This window comes from Streptomyces sp. HM190 (genome assembly GCF_009857135.1).
Lineage (GTDB): Bacteria > Actinomycetota > Actinomycetes > Streptomycetales > Streptomycetaceae > Streptomyces > Streptomyces heilongjiangensis.
Genome location: NZ_CP047318.1, coordinates 3,124,706 through 3,143,316 on the forward strand (window position 1 = coordinate 3,124,706; position 18,611 = coordinate 3,143,316).

At 72.8% G+C, this 18,611-nt stretch carries 18 protein-coding genes and 2 pseudogenes; 11 read left to right on the plus strand and 9 right to left on the minus strand.

Annotated features, from left to right (window positions below):
- Nucleotides 1–70: 70 nt before the first annotated feature.
- Together GSY65_RS13060 and GSY65_RS13065 are read right to left on the minus strand one after the other, a co-directional pair.
- Nucleotides 71–676, minus strand: coding sequence for a lytic polysaccharide monooxygenase auxiliary activity family 9 protein (locus GSY65_RS13060; protein ID WP_159775881.1), 606 nt, complete (start codon nt 674–676; stop codon nt 71–73).
- A gap of 540 nt (nt 677–1,216) precedes the next feature.
- On the minus strand, nt 1,217–1,717 hold the full coding sequence (locus tag GSY65_RS13065; protein ID WP_159767548.1) for an ATP-binding protein: 501 nt from the start codon (nt 1,715–1,717) through the stop codon (nt 1,217–1,219).
- A 167-nt stretch (nt 1,718–1,884) separates the two neighbouring features.
- Between GSY65_RS13065 and GSY65_RS13070 the strand changes: the two genes are divergently transcribed.
- The 3 genes and pseudogenes from GSY65_RS13070 to GSY65_RS33740 form a co-directional block, all read left to right on the plus strand.
- The gene (locus GSY65_RS13070) at nt 1,885–2,736 is read left to right on the plus strand and encodes a helix-turn-helix domain-containing protein (RefSeq protein ID WP_159767551.1); all 852 of its coding nucleotides are present in this window, start codon (nt 1,885–1,887) and stop codon (nt 2,734–2,736) included.
- Nucleotides 2,733–3,002, plus strand: a complete 270-nt coding sequence (locus tag GSY65_RS13075) for a DUF397 domain-containing protein (protein WP_159767554.1) — start codon at nt 2,733–2,735, stop codon at nt 3,000–3,002. The genes GSY65_RS13070 and GSY65_RS13075 overlap by 4 nt, the downstream gene beginning before the upstream one ends.
- 21 nt (nt 3,003–3,023) lie before the next feature.
- A pseudogene (locus GSY65_RS33740) lies at nt 3,024–3,224 on the plus strand (hypothetical protein); the annotation flags it as partial.
- 136 nt (nt 3,225–3,360) lie between these two features.
- On the opposite strand, the gene GSY65_RS13085 reads toward GSY65_RS33740, so the two are convergent.
- The 5 genes from GSY65_RS13085 to GSY65_RS13105 all read right to left on the minus strand — a co-directional run bounded on the left by GSY65_RS13085 (nt 3,361) and on the right by GSY65_RS13105 (nt 7,248).
- On the minus strand, nt 3,361–3,753 hold the full coding sequence (locus GSY65_RS13085) for a hypothetical protein (protein ID WP_159767558.1): 393 nt from the start codon (nt 3,751–3,753) through the stop codon (nt 3,361–3,363).
- A complete protein-coding gene (locus GSY65_RS13090; RefSeq protein ID WP_159767560.1) occupies nt 3,750–4,031 on the minus strand; it encodes an Arc family DNA-binding protein in 282 nt (93 codons plus the stop codon). The genes GSY65_RS13085 and GSY65_RS13090 overlap by 4 nt, the downstream gene beginning before the upstream one ends.
- A gap of 78 nt (nt 4,032–4,109) precedes the next feature.
- Nucleotides 4,110–4,907: a sugar phosphate isomerase/epimerase family protein gene (locus tag GSY65_RS13095; RefSeq protein ID WP_201452786.1), complete on the minus strand. Its 798-nt coding sequence runs from the start codon at nt 4,905–4,907 to the stop codon at nt 4,110–4,112.
- Between the two features lie 38 nt (nt 4,908–4,945).
- Nucleotides 4,946–6,100: a dihydrodipicolinate synthase family protein gene (locus GSY65_RS13100; RefSeq protein ID WP_159767564.1), complete on the minus strand. Its 1,155-nt coding sequence runs from the start codon at nt 6,098–6,100 to the stop codon at nt 4,946–4,948.
- Entirely contained in the window at nt 6,097–7,248 is a 1,152-nt protein-coding gene (locus tag GSY65_RS13105; protein WP_159767566.1) for a Gfo/Idh/MocA family protein, read from the minus strand. The genes GSY65_RS13100 and GSY65_RS13105 overlap by 4 nt, the downstream gene beginning before the upstream one ends.
- Before the next feature lie 320 nt (nt 7,249–7,568).
- Here GSY65_RS13105 and GSY65_RS13110 point away from each other — a divergent pair, with 320 nt between their 5' ends.
- The 7 genes and pseudogenes from GSY65_RS13110 (at nt 7,569) to GSY65_RS13140 (ending at nt 13,753) form a co-directional block, all read left to right on the plus strand.
- Nucleotides 7,569–8,612, plus strand: coding sequence for a LacI family DNA-binding transcriptional regulator (locus GSY65_RS13110; RefSeq protein WP_159767568.1), 1,044 nt, complete (start codon nt 7,569–7,571; stop codon nt 8,610–8,612).
- A 130-nt stretch (nt 8,613–8,742) separates the two neighbouring features.
- Nucleotides 8,743–8,943 carry a CsbD family protein gene (locus tag GSY65_RS13115; protein ID WP_159767570.1) on the plus strand — a complete coding sequence of 67 codons (201 nt, stop codon included), beginning with the start codon at nt 8,743–8,745 and terminating at the stop codon, nt 8,941–8,943.
- Nucleotides 8,944–9,183: 240 nt separating this feature from the next.
- On the plus strand, nt 9,184–10,182 hold the full coding sequence (locus tag GSY65_RS13120; protein WP_159775883.1) for an iron-containing redox enzyme family protein: 999 nt from the start codon (nt 9,184–9,186) through the stop codon (nt 10,180–10,182).
- A 79-nt stretch (nt 10,183–10,261) separates the two neighbouring features.
- Nucleotides 10,262–11,005 (plus strand): HemK2/MTQ2 family protein methyltransferase, encoded by a 744-nt coding sequence (locus GSY65_RS13125; RefSeq protein ID WP_159767573.1) that lies wholly within the window; start codon nt 10,262–10,264, stop codon nt 11,003–11,005.
- Nucleotides 10,986–11,177: pseudogene (locus GSY65_RS34695) on the plus strand (CDGSH iron-sulfur domain-containing protein); the annotation flags it as partial. The gene GSY65_RS13125 and the pseudogene GSY65_RS34695, both read left to right, overlap by 20 nt.
- Before the next feature lie 140 nt (nt 11,178–11,317).
- On the plus strand, nt 11,318–12,844 hold the full coding sequence (locus GSY65_RS13135) for an FAD-dependent oxidoreductase (RefSeq protein WP_159767579.1): 1,527 nt from the start codon (nt 11,318–11,320) through the stop codon (nt 12,842–12,844).
- Between the two features lie 102 nt (nt 12,845–12,946).
- Nucleotides 12,947–13,753, plus strand: a complete 807-nt coding sequence (locus GSY65_RS13140; RefSeq protein ID WP_159767582.1) for a sugar phosphate isomerase/epimerase family protein — start codon at nt 12,947–12,949, stop codon at nt 13,751–13,753.
- A 295-nt stretch (nt 13,754–14,048) separates the two neighbouring features.
- Here GSY65_RS13140 and GSY65_RS13145 read toward each other — a convergent pair whose 3' ends face one another.
- Together GSY65_RS13145 and aroA are read right to left on the minus strand one after the other, a co-directional pair.
- Nucleotides 14,049–14,789, minus strand: coding sequence for a peptidase E (locus GSY65_RS13145; protein WP_159767585.1), 741 nt, complete (start codon nt 14,787–14,789; stop codon nt 14,049–14,051).
- A 57-nt stretch (nt 14,790–14,846) separates the two neighbouring features.
- Nucleotides 14,847–16,124: a 3-phosphoshikimate 1-carboxyvinyltransferase gene (gene aroA / locus GSY65_RS13150; RefSeq protein WP_159767588.1), complete on the minus strand. Its 1,278-nt coding sequence runs from the start codon at nt 16,122–16,124 to the stop codon at nt 14,847–14,849.
- 673 nt (nt 16,125–16,797) lie between these two features.
- Here aroA and GSY65_RS13155 point away from each other — a divergent pair.
- Nucleotides 16,798–18,597 (plus strand): glycoside hydrolase family 3 protein, encoded by a 1,800-nt coding sequence (locus GSY65_RS13155; protein WP_159767591.1) that lies wholly within the window; start codon nt 16,798–16,800, stop codon nt 18,595–18,597.
- Nucleotides 18,598–18,611: the final 14 nt, after the last annotated feature.

Here is an 18,611-nt window from a genome sequence, read left to right on the forward strand (position 1 = left end):
GGTTCGGTCGGCCGGACGGCGGGTCACCGGCGCCCGGCAGAGGCCGGTGCCGTGTGCGGCGTTCTCCGGCTCAGCCGAAGTTCACGTCGCTGCACCACATGTAGGCCTGGTCGAGGTGCGAGGCCTGCCAGATCACGAACAGGATGTGGTGTCCGGTGTAGCCGGAGGTCTGGACGGGGAACGTGATGTTCTGCGCCGGGGCGAAGCGGCCGGTCTGCGTGATGAAGTCGAGGTTGCCCCAGCCCAGGGTCTGGGTCTTGGGGTTGAAGCCCTGCTTGCTCACGTAGACCTTGAAGTAGTCGGCACCGTGGGACGCCTGGTCGTACAGCTGGACCGAGAAGTTGTTGCCGACGGTGGTGGTCTTCCACTGCCCTGGCTTGTCCAGGCTGGCGTTCCTCGACAGGTTGTTGCTGCAGAGCGTCCCGTCGGGGGTCCGCGCCTGGAACTGGCCGCCGAGGCCGTCGCGGAGCGCGCTCATCCAGTTCCACATGGTGTCGGGGTTGGCCTGGAAGGCCTGCCAGCACATGGGGTCCTGGGTCTGCATGGCCGGGTTCGTGTGGTTGTTGCCCCACGTCTTCCAGCACTGGTACGCGCGGGTGGCGGGGCTGACGATGGTGCCGTGTGCCTGTGCGGGGGCCGACCAGGTGAGTGCGCCGACCACCACGGCGAACAGCATGACGAGCGCCTGGAGGGGCCGACGGAGGGACGACCGCGAACGCCTGGCTGACGGACTCTGGTGAAGCATGTGGGGGGACTCCTTCCAGTTGCAGGCTGTTATGGGAGCGCTCCCAGCGTTGGGGCTTCCGAGTGAGATGTCAATGAGCGAAACAGAGTTGATTGCGGAGGTGGGCGGGGAGCAGCGCATCTGCCGTGAGGCCGGGGTCAGAACCGTGTCAGCAGGTCAGGGCGGGGTTGACGGGGTTTCAGGTGCGTTCGTTCGGCCGTTGCCGAGGCGGCGCGGCGCTTCTCCTCGCCTTCGGTCGGACCGGGGGCCGAGCCGCTTCCGGACGTGCCGGGAGCGGTGGAAGCCGTCGATGTGGTCGAACGCGCGAGAGGCCTGCAGCCGGGGCCGGCCTGTCCACCACCGCCGCCCCCGCCCGGAGGGCAGCGGCAGCCGTCGCCGCCCCGCCGTCCACTCGGGCAGAGGCACCCACCCGCGTCCTGAATCAGCCCGAGCGGAACATCCGGCACCGACGACCGGCACGGCGGCGGCGCGCTAACCGCGCCGCTTCGGCGGCCTCGCCACCGCCAGCCGCCGCATCAGCGCCAGCCACCCCGGTACGTCGATCTCCACCAGCACGGTCTTGCCGGGTGGCGTCCGCTCCCGCACCTCCCAGCGGTCGGCCAGCGCCTCGACGAGCGCCATCCCCCGCCCCGACTCGTCCAGCGGTCCGGCGGCGCGCACGGCACCGGGGCCCGGCGGGCGGCCGTCGCCCCGGGTGTCGGTGACCTCGATGCGGAGCGAGCCGGTGGGCAGGGACAGTCTCAGCTCGAAGTCCCGGCCGGGCACACGGCCGTGCGTCACCGCGTTCGCCGCGAGTTCCGCGACGACGACGGCCGTACGCTCGGAGACGTCGGAGCCGTAGGCGATACCCCAGGCGTTCAACTGGACCAGCGCCGTACGTCTCGCGAGACGGGCGCCGAGCGGGGTGGAGCTGAAGCGGCGCGTGAACGACTCGGCCATGGCGGTGCGTTGGGCAGCGGGCGGTGCGGTCATGCCCCACAATCTGGCCGCGGCGGGGCCCGTTTGGCCACCGGAACGCCGCGTACGCTCACGCGGCGTACACGGTCACTGACTGGACAGTACCGGTGACGTGCCGTGACCATGGCCGTTGAGCGGTGTGGTCCGGTGTGGTGCGTGGGCGGGTGCGCGGGAGGTGGCCGATGGGGGCCGACAGCAGCGACATGACGACGATCGGCGCGGGTGGTGAACCCGAGGCGTCCGACAGTCTCCGCACGTTCGGGGCGATGGTGCAGGCGCTCCGCGAGCACACCGGCCTCAGCCGCGAGGAACTGGCCGACACCATCGGCTACTCCAAGCACATGGTGGCGTCCGTGGAACTGGGCCGCCGCCTGCCGGACACGACCCTGGTGCAGGGCGTGGACCGGGCCCTCGGCAACACGGGCGCGCTGGTGCGGGCGGCCCAACACCTGGGGCGACAGCCGGGGTTGGCGGCGTGGTTCAGGAAGTGGGCGCGGCTGGAGGCGACGGCGATCACGTTGTACACGTACGAGTGCCGCATGATCCCTGGGCTGTTGCAGACGGAGGCGTACCTGCGAGCCATGGCCGTCGACCAACTGCCGCCCATGGACGACCGCCAGATCGAGGAGCGGTGGGCAGCGCGAGCCGCGCGGCAACGGCTGCTGCACGAACGCCCGCACACCGCCTTCGGGTTCATCCTGGAAGAGCAGCTATTCGTTCGAAGCACCGGCGGTGCGGGGGTCACCCGGGGGCTCATCGATCACGTGCTGGAGATCTCCGAGTTGCGGAACGTCGAGATCCAGGTGATGCCCTTGGTGCAGGCGTCACACTCCGGCCTCGCTGGCCCGATGCAACTGCTGGAAACCCCGGAGGCCAAGTGGTTCGCTTACAACGAGGGCCAAGAGAGCGGCCTCTTGATCACGGACCCGAAAGTGGTCAGCGTGCTCCAGAGGCGCTATGCCAGGATGCGTTCGCAGGCCCTCACCATGCGGGACTCCGTGGGCTTGTTGAAGCGGATGCGAGGAGACCTATGAGCACCCCCGAACTGTCCTGGTTCAAGAGCAGCCACAGCAGCAGCGCATCCGGTGACTGCGTCGAAGTCGCTCTCGCCTGGCACAAGTCGAGCTACAGCAGCGCATCCGGCGATGACTGCGTCGAGATAGCCGCCACCCCCCACACCATCCACATCCGCGACTCCAAGAACCCCACCGGCCCCACCCTCACCCTCTCCCCCGCCGCCTGGACAGAATTCGTCTGCCACTCGGCCCAGCGCCGCGGCTCCGGCCGCACGCTCTCATAGAAGTTTCGTTGGATCGGGGCCGTGAGTGAGCATGCCCACGGGCCCGGTGAGGGGCCGACGAAATCCGTGTCCGTGTCCGTCCACGAGGGCACCATCGCGGCCGTCCGGACCAGGGTCGGCAAGCGCGGCATCTCCGCGTACGTGGAAGCCGCTGTGCAGCGTCAGATCGAGCGCGACCAGCTCGACGAACTCATCGCCGCGAACGAGGAGCTGCACGGCCCGACCCCCCGTCACCGTCCTCACCTCCGACCTCGACGACCTCAAGCCGCTCTGCGGCAAGCAGGTCGGGGTCAGACAGGTCTGACGCGGGGGCCGGACCAGGGCCGCCCACGTACGCGACGCGGCCCCGCACCGCCGGTCAGCGTCTCAGGTCCATGACTCCGGCTCCGAGTCCCTCGTACACACCTGGTTCCACCGTGGCGATCAGCGCCCCTACCGGAAGAGTCCCGTTGGGCCTCGCCGCGTGAACGGCGGCCGCAGCGTCCTGGGCGATTCCCGTTCGCCCCAGTTCGGCGACCGTCAGGGCCATGGCGTAGTCGTCGTCGACGGTGGAGAGCACGTCCACCAGGACACCCAGATGGTCGACCGTGCCCGCACGACGGCGCTCTGCTTCCAGAAGGCACAGGACAGGCACCCACAGACGGACATCGTCACTCGCCGCCGCGGCGTGGATGAGGCCGGAGACCTGCTTGTCACCACCCAGCGCCACGAGAGTCGGCGCGTCAAGAACGTAATGCTCGGTCTGGCTCAACGCGAGGACTCCACCTGCGCGAGAGCAGCCCGGTGGGCAGCCGAGGCCTCCCGCATTTTGCGGCGCATGGCGGCGGACTCCTCCTCGGACACCTCGTGCCCGAAGCGTTCGGCGAGCAGGGCCCGGGTGCGGTCGGCACGTTCCTTGATCTGCTCGGAAATCAGTGTCTGCGCAGCTATGTCCTGCATGAGGGCACGAAGACTGGTCCCCCGGGCCTCGGCCACGGCGGCGAGCTGGTCACGGACTTCGGCGGGCACGCGGATCATGACGTCGGACACGAGATCGGTATACGTAACGTACACGCCTGCTCGGCGGCGAGCCCGGCGCCGACCACTCTGCCGGGCTCGCCGCCGGAGCTACGCCGCGTGCTGCACGAACCGCTGCGCCGTCTGCGCGAGCAGCGCACGCCCGTCGCCCGCCCACAGCTCGTCGTTGAACAGCTCGACCTCGATGGGGCCCGTGTAGCCGGCGGCCTCCACGTATCCCTTCCACTCCCGCATGTCGATCGCGCCGTCACCGATCTGGCCGCGGCCGGTCAGCACCCCCTGCGGCAGCGGGGTGATCCAGTCGGCGAGCTGGAACGTGTGGATGCGGCCGCCGGCGCCCGCGCGGGCGATCGCCGCGGGGGCCGTGTCGTCCCACCAGATGTGGTACGTGTCCACGGTCACGCCGACCTGGTCCGCCGGGAAGCGCTCCGCGATGTCCAGGGCCTGCGAGAGCGTCGACACCACGCAGCGGTCCGAGGCGAACATGGGGTGCAGCGGCTCGATGGCGAGGCGGACCCCGTTCGACGCCGCGTACGGGCCCAGTTCGGCCAGGGCGTCCGCGATGCGTTCCCGCGCCCCGTGCAGGTCCTTGGAGCCCTGCGGGAGACCGCCCGAGACCAGCACGAGCGTGTCCGTGCCGAGGGTGGCCGCCTCGTCGATCGCCTTGCGGTTGTCGGCGAGGGCCGCCGCCCGCTCCGCCGGGTCGATCGCCGTGAAGAAGCCGCCCCGGCAGAGGGTCGTGACCGTCAGACCCGCGTCGCGGACCAGCTTGGCCGTCGCCTCCAGGCCGAACTCGGCCACCGGCTCGCGCCACAGGCCCACGCCGGGGACGCCCAGCTCCACGCAGCCGGCGACCAGTTCCGGCATCGACAGCTGCTTCACCGTCATCTGGTTGATGGAGAAGCGTTCCAGTCCGGTAGCGGTGCTCACTGGGCCACCCCGTACACCGACAGGAGGTTCTTCATGCGCGTCTCCGCCAGCGCCGGGTCCGGGAACAGGCCCAGGCCGTCGGCCAGTTCGTACGCCCGCGCGAAGTGCGGGAGGGAGCGGGCCGACTGGAGGCCGCCGACCATCGTGAAGTGCTCCTGGTGGCCCGAGAGCCACGCCAGGAACACCACGCCCGTCTTGTAGAAGCGGGTCGGGGTCTGGAAGAGGTGGCGGGAGAGTTCCACGGTCGGGTCCAGGAGTTCCCTGAAGCCCTTCACGTCGCCCGTGTCGAGGACGCGGACCGCCTCCGCCGCCAGCGGGCCCAGCGGGTCGAAGATGCCGAGGAGGGCGTGGCTGAAGCCCTGCTCGTCGCCCGCGATCAGCTCGGGGTAGTTGAAGTCGTCACCCGTGTAGCAGCGGACTCCGCCCGGGAGCCTGCGGCGGATGTCGATCTCCCGCTGGGCGTCCAGGAGCGAGACCTTGATGCCGTCGACCTTGTCCGGGTGGGCGGCGATGACCTCCAGGAAGGTGTCCGTGGCCGTGTCCAGGTCGGAGGAGCCCCAGTAGCTCTCCAGCGCCGGGTCGAACATGGGGCCGAGCCAGTGCAGCACGACCGGCTCGGCGGCCTGGCGCAGCAGGTGCCCGTAGACCTCCAGGTAGTCCTCGGGGCCCCGCGCGGCGGCGGCCAGCGCACGCGAGGCCATCAGGATCGCCTGGGCGCCCGATTCCTCGACGACCGCCAGCTGCTCCTCGTACGCCGCGCGGATCTCGTCCAGGGACGCCGGCGCGGTCAGCTGGTCGGTGCCGACGCCGCACGCGATACGGCCGCCGACCGCCTTGGCCTCCTTGGCGCTGCGGCGGATCAGCTCCGCCGCGCCCGCCCAGTCCAGGCCCATGCCGCGCTGCGCGGTGTCCATCGCCTCGGCGACGCCGAGCCCGTGCGACCACAGGTGGCGGCGGAACGCGAGGGTCGCCTCCCAGTCGACGGCCGCGGGCGAGTCCGGGGACACGTCGGCGAAGGGGTCGGCGACGACGTGCGCCGCCGAGAAGACCGTGCGGGAGGTGAAGGGGGCGCCCGTCGTCAGGGCCAGCGGTTCGGTGCGGGGGGTGTAGGTCCTCAGCCCGCCCGCGCCGTCGGGGAGTCGGATGCTCACAGCTGGATCTCCGGCACGTCGAGACGGCGGCCCTCCGCCGAGGACTTCAGGCCCAGCTCGGCGAGCTGGACACCGCGGGCGCCGGCCAGCAGGTCCCAGTGGTAGGGCGCGTCGGCGTACACGTGCTTGAGGAACAGCTCCCACTGCGCCTTGAAGCCGTTGTCGAACTCGGCGTTGTCGGGGATCTCCTGCCACTGGTCGCGGAAGGAGTAGGTGGCGGGGATGTCGGGGTTCCACACCGGCTTCGGGGTGGCGCTGCGGTGCTGGACGCGGCAGTTGCGCAGGCCCGCGACCGCGGAGCCCTCGGTACCGTCGACCTGGAACTCCACCAGCTCGTCGCGGTTGACGCGGACGGCCCAGGAGGAGTTGATCTGGGCGATCGCGCCGCCGTCCAGCTCGAAGATCCCGTACGCGGCGTCGTCGGCGGTGGCGTCGTACGGCTTGTCCTGCTCGTCCCAGCGCTGCGGGATGTGGGTGGCGGTGAGCGCCTGCACGGACTTCACCCGTCCGAACAGCTCGTGCAGCACGTACTCCCAGTGCGGGAACATGTCGACGACGATGCCGCCGCCGTCCTCCGCGCGGTAGTTCCAGGACGGGCGCTGCGCCTCCTGCCAGTCGCCCTCGAAGACCCAGTAGCCGAACTCGCCGCGGACGGAGAGGATGCGGCCGAAGAAGCCGCCGTCGATGAGGCGCTTCAGCTTCAGCAGGCCGGGCAGGAACAGCTTGTCCTGGACGACGCCGTGCTTGATGCCGGCGGCATGGGCGAGGCGGGCCAGCTCCAGGGCACCCTCCAGGCCGGTGGCCGTGGGCTTCTCCGTGTAGATGTGCTTGCCGGCCGCGATCGCCTTCTTCAGGGCCTCCTCGCGGGCGGAGGTGACCTGGGCGTCGAAGTAGATGTCCACCGTGTCGTCGGCGAGGACGGCGTCCACGTCCGTGGACCAGTGCTCCAGGCCGTGCTGTTCGGCCATCGCCCGGAGCGCGTGCTCACGGCGGCCGACGAGGACGGGCTCGGGCCACAGGACGGTGCCGTCGCCGAGGTCGAGTCCGCCCTGCTCGCGGAGGGCGAGGATGGAGCGGACGAGGTGCTGGCGGTACCCCATGCGCCCGGTCACGCCGTTCATGGCGATCCGTACGGTCTTGCGTGTCACGGCCGATCCCTTCGTCTGTTTCTGCCTTGCTGACGTGTTCGTTCTGGTTCGTACGCGTCCGGCGCCGCGTACGCCCGGCGTCCCATGGAGAGGTGAGCGTGACAGCAAGCGCTTTCTATCTAGTGAGAAGCTAGCCTCTGAGCAGCGGTCGGGACAAGCCCGCAGGGGGGTTCGAGTTGTTCGAGGGGGCGAACAGTGATCGCGGCCGTATGGTTCCCCGGACGAACCACGCCGCCCCGTCCAGGGCGCGTGCGGCCCACTGGACGAGCCACCCGGCTCACGACGACCCGAACGAGACGCTCACCGGAGGCGAGTAGACGATGACAGTGACCCTGGCGGACGTGGCGGCCCGTGCGCAGGTGTCGCCCGCGACCGTCTCCCGGGTGCTCAACGGGAACTACCCGGTGGCCGCGTCCACGCGGGAGCGGGTGCTCAAGGCCGTCGACGAGCTGGACTACGTCCTGAACGGACCCGCCAGCGCCCTCGCCGCCGCCACCTCCGACCTCGTCGGCATCCTGGTGAACGACATCGCCGACCCCTTCTTCGGGATCATGGCGAGCGCCATCCAGAACGAGATCGGCGGGCCGGGCGGGCGCGCGGGCGGGGAGCGGCTGGCCGTGGTGTGCAACACGGGCGGCTCCCCGGAGCGTGAACTGACCTACCTCACCCTGCTGCAGCGCCAGCGCGCCGCGGCCGTGGTGCTGACCGGTGGGGCCATCGAGGACCCGGCGCATCTCGCCGCCGTCGGCAACAAGCTGCGCAGGCTGGCGGACGCCGGGACGCGGGTCGTGCTGTGCGGCCGTCCGCCGACACCCGAGGCCATCGCGATCACCTTCGACAACCGGGGCGGCGGGCAGCAGCTCACCGAGCACCTGATCGGGCTCGGGCACCGGCGGCTCGGGTACATCGCCGGGCCCGAGGAGCGCACCACCACCCGGCACCGCCTGGAGGGGCACCGGGCCGCACTGGCCGCGGCCGGCATCGAGGACGACGCCGAACGGACCGTCTACGGACGCTACGACCGGCTCTCCGGGTACGAGGCGACGCTGGAGCTGCTGCGGCGCGACCGGACGCTGACGGCGGTCGTCGCCGCCAACGACACGGTCGCGCTGGGCGCGTGCGCGGCGCTGCGCGACTCCGGCCTGCGCATCCCGGACGACGTCTCGGTCGCCGGGTTCGACGACCTCCCGTTCAGCATCGACGCGGTGCCCGCGCTGACGACCGTACGACTGCCGCTGGCGGAGGCCGGGGCGCGCGCGGGACGGATCGCGATGGGCCGCGAGGAGGCGCCGCCCGGCGGCATCGCGACGGTGCGGGGCGAACTGATGGTCCGGGGCTCGACGGGGGCACCGCGCGCGAAGTGACCGGCGGTCGAGGGCGCGTCGTCGCGGCCACCGGGGGCCGGTCACGGACAGTGACGCTTCGACGCGCGACGGTGACGAGTCCGGCTTACGTTGAGGGGGAAAGCCTCACCCCCACTCAGGAGGAAACACCATGGTCGCCAAGGACAAGGGCAACATGGACAAGATCAAGGGCAAGGCCAAGGAGATGACCGGCAAGGTCACCGGCGACCGCCAGCAGCAGGCCGAGGGCAAGATGCAGCAGGCCCGCGGCGAGGCGAAGAAGCTCAAGGGCAAGGCCCAGGAGCACGTCCAGGGCACCGGGCGCTCGTCCTCCAAGGACGAGCACGTCTGAGCTGCGCCGACCGCGCGCGCTCGGCGCACGCCGAGCTGAGCCGGTGAAAGGGGCCCCGCGGCCGCGGGGCCCCTTTCCCGTGCTTTCCCCGCGCCCTTCTCCGCGCGGGACGTCCCCGCGGTGCGGCCATAGCCGTGCTGCCGGGGCCTGGAGGCTTCCGCGCAGGTCGCGTGCCGGTGTGGCGTGGGGGGCGTCCGGTCCTCGGGTGACTAAGGACGTGTCATGGGGTACCCGGCGCGCATGGATGTCCGGTCGCAGGAGCCGTCGCTGCCCGAGGGAAGGGGCGGGATCTCGGACGCCCTCGTGGAGAGCCTGCGCGGGGGCGGGCCGCCACCCGACGGACGGGCGGTCGCGCGGGCCGACCCGTTCGGCGAGGATCTGCAGCTCGCGCTGTACCTCTGCTACGAGCTGCACTACCGCGGATTCGCGGGCGTCCCCGACGACCGCGAGTGGGACCCGGAGCTGCTGCGGTTCCGGGCCGCGCTGGAGCGGCCGTTCCTGGCGGCGCTGCGGGACGCAGCGCCCCGCCACGCACGCGCCGACGAGGCGCTGGACGAGCTGCTGGTGGAACCCGCGCACCCCACGGACGGCACCGGCGTCAGCAGGTTCCTCGCGGAGGAGGGCGAACTGTGGCAGCTGCGCGAGTACGCCGCCCAGCGCTCCCTCTACCACCTGAAGGAGGCCGACCCGCACGCCTGGGTGCTGCCCCGGCTGTGGGGGCGGGCGAAGGCCGGGATGGCCGCCGTGGAGTTCGACGAGTTCGGGGGCGGCCGGGCCGACCGGGTGCACGCCCGTCTCTTCGCCGACCTCATGACGGACCTGGGGCTCGACCCGGCCTACGGCCGCTACGTGGACGTGGCCTGCGCGCAGACCCTCGCCCTCGTGAACCTGATGTCCCTCCTCGGGCTGCACCGGTCCCTGCGCGGCGCCCTCGTCGGCCACTTCGCGGCCGTCGAGATCACCTCCTCCCCCGCCTCCCGGCGGCTCGCGAAGGCGATGCGGCGGACGGGGGCCGGGGCGGCGGCCGAGCACTTCTACACCGAGCACGTGGAGGCCGACGCCGTGCACGAGCAGGTCGTACGGCACGAGGTCGTCGCCGGGCTGCTCGTCGAGGAGCCGCACCTGGACGCCGACGTCGCGTTCGGCGTCGACGCCACGAACCATCTGGAGGACGCTCTCGCCGACCGCTTCCTCGACGCCTGGCGGGCCGGCCGGTCCTCGCTGCGGGCGCCCGGCTGAGACCGCCCGCACGGCAGCCGTTCGGCACCCGCTCGACCGGCCGCCGCCCCTCACCCCCACACCCGGAGGCCGAGTCACCGTGAACCCTCTCTCACCTCCCCTCGCCCTGCCGGGGGTCTACGCCCCGCAGGACGACACCGAGCTTCTGGTGCACGCCCTCGGACGGGAGCGGCTCACCCGGCGGGCCCGGGTCCTCGACGTCGGCACGGGCACGGGCGCCGTGGCGCTGGCCGCGGCCCGGCGGGGGGCGCGGGTGACCGCCGTGGACATCTCGTGGCGGGCGGTGATCAACGCCAAGGTCAACGCCGTACTGGCCGGGCTCCCGCTGAGCGTCGTCCGGGGGAACCTGCTGGCCCCGGTGTCGGGCCGGTCCTTCGACCTGATCCTGTCCAACCCGCCGTACGTACCGGGGCCGGAACCGGAGCCCGGCGACGGCGGCACCGGGCGGGCGGCGGCCGTACGGGGTGCCGCGCGGGCCTGGGACGCGGGGCGGGACGGGCGGCTCGCCCTGGACCGGATCTGCCGGGACGCGCCCGCGCTGCTGGCGCCTGGCGGGGTGCTGCTGCTCGTGCAGTCGACGCTGAGCGACGCGGAGCGGACGCTGGCCCAGGTACGGGCGGCGGGCCTGGGGGCCGAGGTCGTGGACCGCCGGTACGTGGCCTTCGGCCCCGTGCTGCGGTCACGGAGCGGCTGGCTGCGCGACCGGGGACTGCTGGGGGACGGAGAGAACAGAGCGAACAGAAGGGATACGGACGACCAGGGGGACGAGGGGGACGACGAGAAGGAAGAGCTGGTGGTCATCCGTGCCGAACGACCCTGCTGAACGCCGCCGCATCACCGTCCGGCGCTCCGGCCCGCTGCTGGTCGAGGGCCCCGTCGAGGTCACCACGGAGGACGGTACGACCGTGACGTCGGACCGTTTCCGGGTGGCCCTGTGCACCTGCCGCCGCAGCCGGATGCACCCCTGGTGCGACACCAGCCACCGGCAGCGCTCCGGCGGCGGTTCCGACACCGACCGCGGGCGCCGCACGCCTGACACCCCACGCGCCGGCCCGCCCGGCAGTCCACGCGACAGTCCGCCCGACAGTCCACGCGACCCCCGCTGAGCCGTCCGTCCGAAGGGAACCCGGCCGCCATGCACATCTACACGGGCAAGCAGAAGTCGTACTGGCTCGACACCGCGCCCGAGGCGAGCCGGCACCCGGCGCTCGACGGGGACCTCGTCGTCGACGTCGCCGTGGTCGGCGCCGGCATCGCCGGGATCAGCACGGCCTGGGAACTGGCCCGGACCGGCCGCCGCGTGGCGCTGCTGGAGGCCGACCGGGTCGCCGCCGGGGTCACGGGCCACACCACGGCGAAGGTGAGCGCCCTGCACACGCAGATCTACGCCCGGCTGCGGAACCACCGGGGCGCGCGGGCCGCACACCTGTACGCGCGGTCGCAGACGGCGGCGATCCGGCATGCCGCCGCCGTGGTGGCGGAACTGGGCATCGCGTGCGACTGGGAGGAGACGGAGGCGTACACGTACGCCGAGGACCCGAGCGGTGTGGACGGGTTGCGGGCCGAGGCGGAGGCCGCGCGGGAGGCCGGGCTGCCGGCGTCGTTCGTGACGGAGACGGGACTGCCGTTCCCCGTGGCGGGCGCGGTACGGGTGGCGGAGCAGGCGCAGTTCCATCCGCGGGCCTATCTCCTCGCGCTCGTCGACGATCTCGTGCGCCGGGGCGGTGTGGTCCACGAGAGGACGCGGGTGACCCGGCTCAAGGAGAGCTCTCCGTGCCGGCTGACGACGGAGGCGGGGTGCACGGTGACCGCCGGGGAGGTCGTGGTCGCCACGCACTACCCGGTGTTCGACCGGGCGCTGCTGTTCGCCCGGCTCTCCCCGCGCCGGGAGCTGGTCCTCACCGCGCCGATTCCGGCGGACGCCGACCCGCACGGCATGTACATCACGCAGGAGCAGCGCACCCGTTCCGTGCGCACCGCCCCGTACGGGGACGGGCGGCGGCTGCTGATCGTCACCGGGGAGCACTTCACACCGGGCGCCGGCACCGTGGAGGAGCGGTTCGAACTGCTCGCCGAGTGGGCCGTCGACCGCTTCGGGCCGCTCGACTTCACGCACCGGTGGGCCACCCAGGACAACGACTCCACCGACTCCGTGCCGCTGGTCGGCCCCTTCCACGCGGGCAGCCGGCACACCTGGGTGGCGACCGGGTTCGGCGGCTGGGGGATGAGCAGCGGCGTCATGGCGGGCCGGCTCCTCGCCGACGCGATCGACGGGCGGAAGGCGCCGTGGAGCGACCTGTACGACCCGCGCCGCGTCCTCAGCACGGTGCGGGAGGCGCCGAGCTTCCTCAAGCACCAGGCGCAGGTCGCCCGGCACTTCGTCGGCGACCGGCTCTCCCCGGCCGCCGACACCTCCTTCGACGCGATCGCGCCGGGCGACGGGGCGATCGTCCGGGTCGGCGGCCACCACTGCGCGGTCCACCGCGACGACGACGGTGTCCTGCACACCCTGTCCGCCCGCTGCACCCACCTGGGCTGCCTCGTCGCCTTCAACCGTGCCGAACGCGCCTGGGAGTGCCCGTGCCACGGCTCCCGCTTCGACCCGGACGGCCGCGTCCTCCAAGGGCCGGCGACCAAGCCGCTGGAACAGCGGGACATCTGACGAGCACCGCGTCCCGGCCGGGGACGACCCGCGTGACCACCTCTGGCGGCGGGCAACCGGAAGGACGTACCGACCGACGAGCGACGAGTAAGGTCCGACGACATGAAGCTTGCGTTTTCCACTCTTGGCGTGCCCGGTGTCCCCGTGTCCGAGGTCGTGCGGCTCGCCGCCGGGCACGGCTACCACGGTGTCGAGCTGCGCGCCCACCCCGAGGAGCCGGTGCATCCGGGGGTCGGAAGCGCGGAACGGGACCGGGTGGCCGCCGAGTTCAAGGCGGCCGGCGTGGAGATCCTGGGGGTCGCCGGGTACGCGAAGGTCGCGGCGCCGGGCGACGACGGGCCCGTGCTCGACGAGATCCGGGGCCTTCTGGACCTGGCGCGGGACCTGGGCGCGCCCTTCGTCCGGGTCTTCCCCGGCGGCGACCCGGACAGCGGGCAGAGCCCTCAGGAGGCCGACGCCGTCGCGGCCCGGCGGCTCGGCACGGCGGCGGAGGACGCGGCCGACCGCGGTGTGCGCGTCCTGCTGGAGACCCATGACTCGCACCGCACCGGCGCCGACGCCATCCGCGTCCTCGGCCCCGTCGGCCACCGCAACGTGGGCGCGCTGTGGGACGTCATGCACACCTGGCTCGGCGGCGAGCAGCCCGCGGAGTCGTACGCCGCGCTCTCCCCCTTCCTCGGCTACGTCCAGGTGAAGGACATCGCGTCGGCCGACGACACGACCCCGCTGCCGCTCGGCGCGGGCGTCCTCCCGCTCGGCGAGTGCCTGGAGGTCCTCACCCGCAAGGAGTGGGACGGCTGGCTGTGCTGGGAGTACGAGAAGCGGTGGTACGAGGCCGCCGCGCCGCTGCCGGAGCTGCTGACGGCCGGGCGGGAACACCTCACACGGCTCCTCAACGACGCGGCCTGAGCGAGGGGCGGGCCGAGCGCGGGACGTCGAGCACGGCGCGGGCTCGTGACCGGCCGGAGGTCGGGCCGCGAGCCCGCCGTCCCGTCCACGTCCGCGGCGCCACGGCCGGCCGGGCGCAGATCACGGCCACGGCTCGGCCCGGACGGCCGCATGCGGCGGCAGGGGGCTGGTCGCGCCGCCCCGCGCTGTTCCGGATGAAGGGCGGGCCGCAGGCCCGTTCCCTTCGGGGGCGCGGGGAACCGCGCGGGAACCGGGACGCGCCCGCACCCGCCGGAACCTCGCGCGTCCCGAGCGATCAGGCGCCCGGCTCCGGCAGCAGCCGCGGCTCCACCCGGTCCTCCACCACCCCGTCCCCCTCCCGGCGCACGATGTACGCCCCCTTGCCCGGCAGTTCGGAGACCGCCTCCGTCAGCTTCGTGCCGTGGTACACGAGGCCCACCCCGTCGTCGGTGCAGTGCGTCTCCGGCAGCGTGCCGTCCGCGACGAGGCCGTGGACGAGGGGACGCCGGCCGGCGTCGCTGTCGTAGTGGACGCCGTTGCCGTACGGCAGGTACCCCAACGCGTCGGTGACGGGCCGCAGTCGGGGGCCGAAGGAGTCGGTCGTACCGCCCTGGAACCAGCAGATGGAGCCCGCGCTCACCCCGCTGAGGACGACCCCCGCCTCCCAGGCCCGCCGGAACACCGTGTCGAGGCCGTGGACACGCCACACGGCCAGCAGGTTGACCACCGAACCGCCCATGACCCAGACGACGTCCTGGTCGAGGACGGCGCCCTCGACGTCCTCGATGTTGGGCATCGGGAACAGCTGGAGCGGGGTGAGGTCGAAGCCCGCCACCCGCGCCGCCTCGCCCATGCGCGCCGTCATGTGCTCGGCGTCGCCGATGGCCGTCCCGACGTACATCACCTTCGGACGACGGCCGTTCACCCCCGACAGCTCCACCGCGTGGTGCACGAGGGAGTGGAAACCGACCCATATGCGGTCCCCCCTGCGGTGGCCGCCCGAGGTGGCGACGATGGTGGGCTCGGTGGCAGTCATGGCCGGGAGAGTAGCAAGGAGGGACGGCCGCTCCGCCCCCCGCTGCTGTACGGGCGTTCAGTTGGCCGACGGGCCGCCGGACATTCCCCGCCGAAGCTCCCCGAACACCGCCCCGAACTCCGTGTGGAAGTCCGGGAACGTCTTCCGGACACAGCCCGGGTCGTCGAAGGTGATGCCGGGCACCCGCAGTCCCGTCACGGCGAAGGACATGACGACACGGTGGTCGCCGTACGTCGTGATGTCCACGCCCGCCGTGGGCGCCCCCGGCCGGATCTCGATCCAGTCGGGCCCGGTGGCGACGTCCACGCCCAGCCGCCGGAGGTTCTCCGCGCAGGCGTCCAGCCGGTCGCACTCCTTGACCCGGGTGTTGGCGACGTCCTCGATCCGGACCGGCCCGGAGGCGAACGGGGCGATCGCGGCGAGGGTCGGCATGGTGTCGGAGATGTCCCGCATGTTGACGGTCAGGCCACGCAGTTCGCCGGTGCCGCACACGGTCGTCCGGTCCTCCCGTACGTCGACCCGGGCGCCCATCCGACGCAGGACGTCCACGAACCGCAGGTCGCCCTGGAGGGCGCCGGCACCGAGGCCGGGGACGGTGACCTCGGTGCCGGTGAGCGCGGCCGCGGCGAAGAAGTAGCTCGCGGTGGAGGCGTCCGGCTCGACGGCGTAGGTGGTCGCGCGGTAGCCGCCGGGCGCGACCGTGTAGGTGACGCCGGTGCCGTCGTCCTCGCGGCGGACGTCCGCGCCGAACGCCCGCATCATCGCCGTGGTGATCTCGACGTACGGCTCCGACACCAGGTCGGTCACCGTGACGCGGAGACCGTCGCGGGTGAGCGGGCCGAGCAGCAGCAGCGCGGTGAGGTACTGCGAGGACTGGCCGGCGTCGAGGGTGACGGCGCCGCCGGCGACGCCGTTCGCCCTGATCCGCAGCGGGTGGTGGCCCTCGGCCTCCTCGTGCACCAGGTCGACACCGAGGTCCCGCAGGGCCCGGGTGAGGGGCGCGAGGGGGCGGCGGCGCATCTGCGCGGAGGCGTCGAAGCGGTAGGTGCCGTGGCCCGCGGCGGCCAGGGTCGGCAGGAAGCGGGCGGTGGTGGCGCCGTCCCGGCAGTAGACGTCGGCGGTGGCGACGGCGGGGCCCTGCGGGCGGCCGTCGACCTGCCAGGAGTCGGGGGTGCGGCCCACGCGGTAGCCGAGCCGGGTCAGCCCCTCGGCGAAGCCGTCGGTGTCGTCGGAGCGGAGGGGGCGGACGAGGGTGGTGACGCCGTCGGCGGCGGCCGCGAGGAAGAGGGCGCGGGCGGTGATGGACTTGGAACCGGGGATGTGGACGAGGGGCATACGACCATGGTCGCGCCCCGGTGCGGCTCCGCGCGGTGGCGTCCGCCAGGTGGACCGGGCGCCCAGGGGGTCGGGGGCGCGCGGTCTGTTCGGCGGGTGCGGGTGAGTGGGGGCTGGTCGCGCCCACGCGGCGGAGCCGCATGTGTCACCGCCCCGCGCCCCTGGAAAGCGACCGGGGACGTGCCCCGCGCCTTTCCACGGCGCCACCCGGCGAAGGCCGGGCCGCAGGCCCGAGCCGTCAGGGGCGCGGGGAACTGCGCGCGAGAAACCACGCACCACCCGCACCCGCCGGCGAACCGCGCACCTCCCGAGCTACCAGGCACCCCAGGCACTCCCACCCCACCCCCACCGACTTCCGAGATCCCGCCCCTGCCGGGGAACCCGAACCGGCCCCGCCCCGTCCCACCCGCACGCTGCCGGGTGAGTCTCCGCAGCGCGGCCCGTCGGCCTCGCCGCCGGCTGCGATCGCCGACCACCCCTCTCCACCGCCTGCGGCCGGCAGCACGCCGTCACCGGCGCGCCCCCTCCGACAGCGCCGGTGACGGCCCCTCAGGCGACCGCCCCACCATGACCGCGCCCCGTCCCGTGCGTTCCCTTGACCGGAAGAAACTTCCCGGATATTCGTGACTCCTCGGAAGTTTCCTTCAGTGGATCTTCTCCGGAAGGAGCGCACGTGCCCTCCAGACGTACCGTCCTCGCCGCCTCGGCAGGCGTCACCGCGGCCCTGGCAGTCGGCCCCGCCGCACAGGCCGCCGGACCCGACGACAAGGCGCTGCGCCGCCTCGTCTCCCGCATGACCCTGCAGGAGAAGGTCGGCCAGCTGTTCGTGATGCGGGTCTTCGGTCATTCCGCGACCAGACCCGACCAGGCCGACATCGACGCCAACCTCCGGGAGATCGGCGTCCGGACGGCCGCCGAGCTGGTGGCGAAGTACCGGGTCGGCGGCATCATCTACTTCTCCTGGGCGCACAACACCCGCGACCCGCACCAGATCGCCGCGCTGTCGAACGGCATCCAGAGGGCCTCCCTCACACAGCCGCGCGGGCTGCCCGTGCTGATCTCCACCGACCAGGAACACGGCATCGTGGCCCGCGTCGGCAAGCCGGCGACGCTGCTGCCGGGCGCGATGGCGCTCGGCGCGGGAGGGTCACGGGCAGACGCCCGCGAGGCCGGACGGATCGGCGGGGCCGAACTCCGCGCGCTCGGCATCCGCCAGGACTACGCGCCCGTCGCCGACGTGAACGTCAACCCGGCCAACCCGGTCATCGGCGTCCGCTCCTTCGGCGCCGACCCGACGGCCGTCGCCGGCCTGGTCGCGGCACAGGTGAAGGGGTATCAGGGGTCCGGGGTCGCGGCGACCGCCAAGCACTTCCCGGGGCACGGGGACACGGCCGTCGACAGCCACTACGGCTTCCCCGTCATCGAGCACACCCGGCAGCAGTGGGAGACCCTGGACGCGCCGCCGTTCAAGGCCGCGATCCGGGCCGGCATCGACTCGATCATGACCGCGCACATCATGGTCCCCGCCCTCGACCCGTCCGGCGACCCGGCCACCCTCTCCCACCCCATCCTCACCGGCATCCTGCGCGAACGGCTCGGCTACGACGGGGTCGTGGTCACCGACTCCCTCGGCATGCAGGGCGTACGGGAGAAGTACGGCGACGACCAGGTGCCGGTGCTGGCGCTGAAGGCCGGTGTCGACCAGCTCCTCAACCCGCCCTCGCTGGACGTCGCGTGGAACGCGGTCCTGGACGCGGTACGCGCCGGGGAGCTGACCGAGGCCCGCCTCGACCGGTCGGTCCTGCGGATCCTGCGGCTCAAGGCGAAGCTGGGACTCCTCGACAAGCCGTACGTCACCGCCGCGGGCGTCGACCGGGTGGTGGGCGTCCGGCGCCATCTCGACGCCGCCGACCGGATCGCCGAGCGGACCACGACCCTGCTGGTCAACGAGGGCCCGCTGCTGCCGCTGTCCCGGCGTACGCACAGGAAGGTGCTGGTCGTCGGCGCCGACCCGGCGTCCCCGTCGGGCACCACCGGACCGCCGACGGCCGTCCTCGCCGCCGAACTCGCCTCCCTCGGCTTCACCACGAGCCGGCTCTCCACCGGGACGGCGCCCACCCAGGCCCTCGTCGACCAGGCCGTCGCGATGGCGCGCGGCCAGGACGCGGTGGTCGTGGGGACGTACAACGTGACGGCGGACAGCACGCAGCGGACGCTCGTCGAACAGCTCCTCGCCACCGGAGTGCCGGTGGTCGCGGTGGCGCTCCGCAACCCCTACGACGTGGCGCAACTGCCGCGGGTGAAGGGGTATCTGGCCGCGTACTCGTGGACGGACGTCGAGGTGCGGGCCGCCGCGCGGGTGCTGGCCGGGCGGGTCGCGCCGCGCGGTCGGCTGCCGGTGCCGGTGCAGCGGGCCGACGACCCGACGCGCGTGCTCTACGCCATCGGACACGGGCTGAGCTACCGGTCCTGACCGACAGGGTCCGG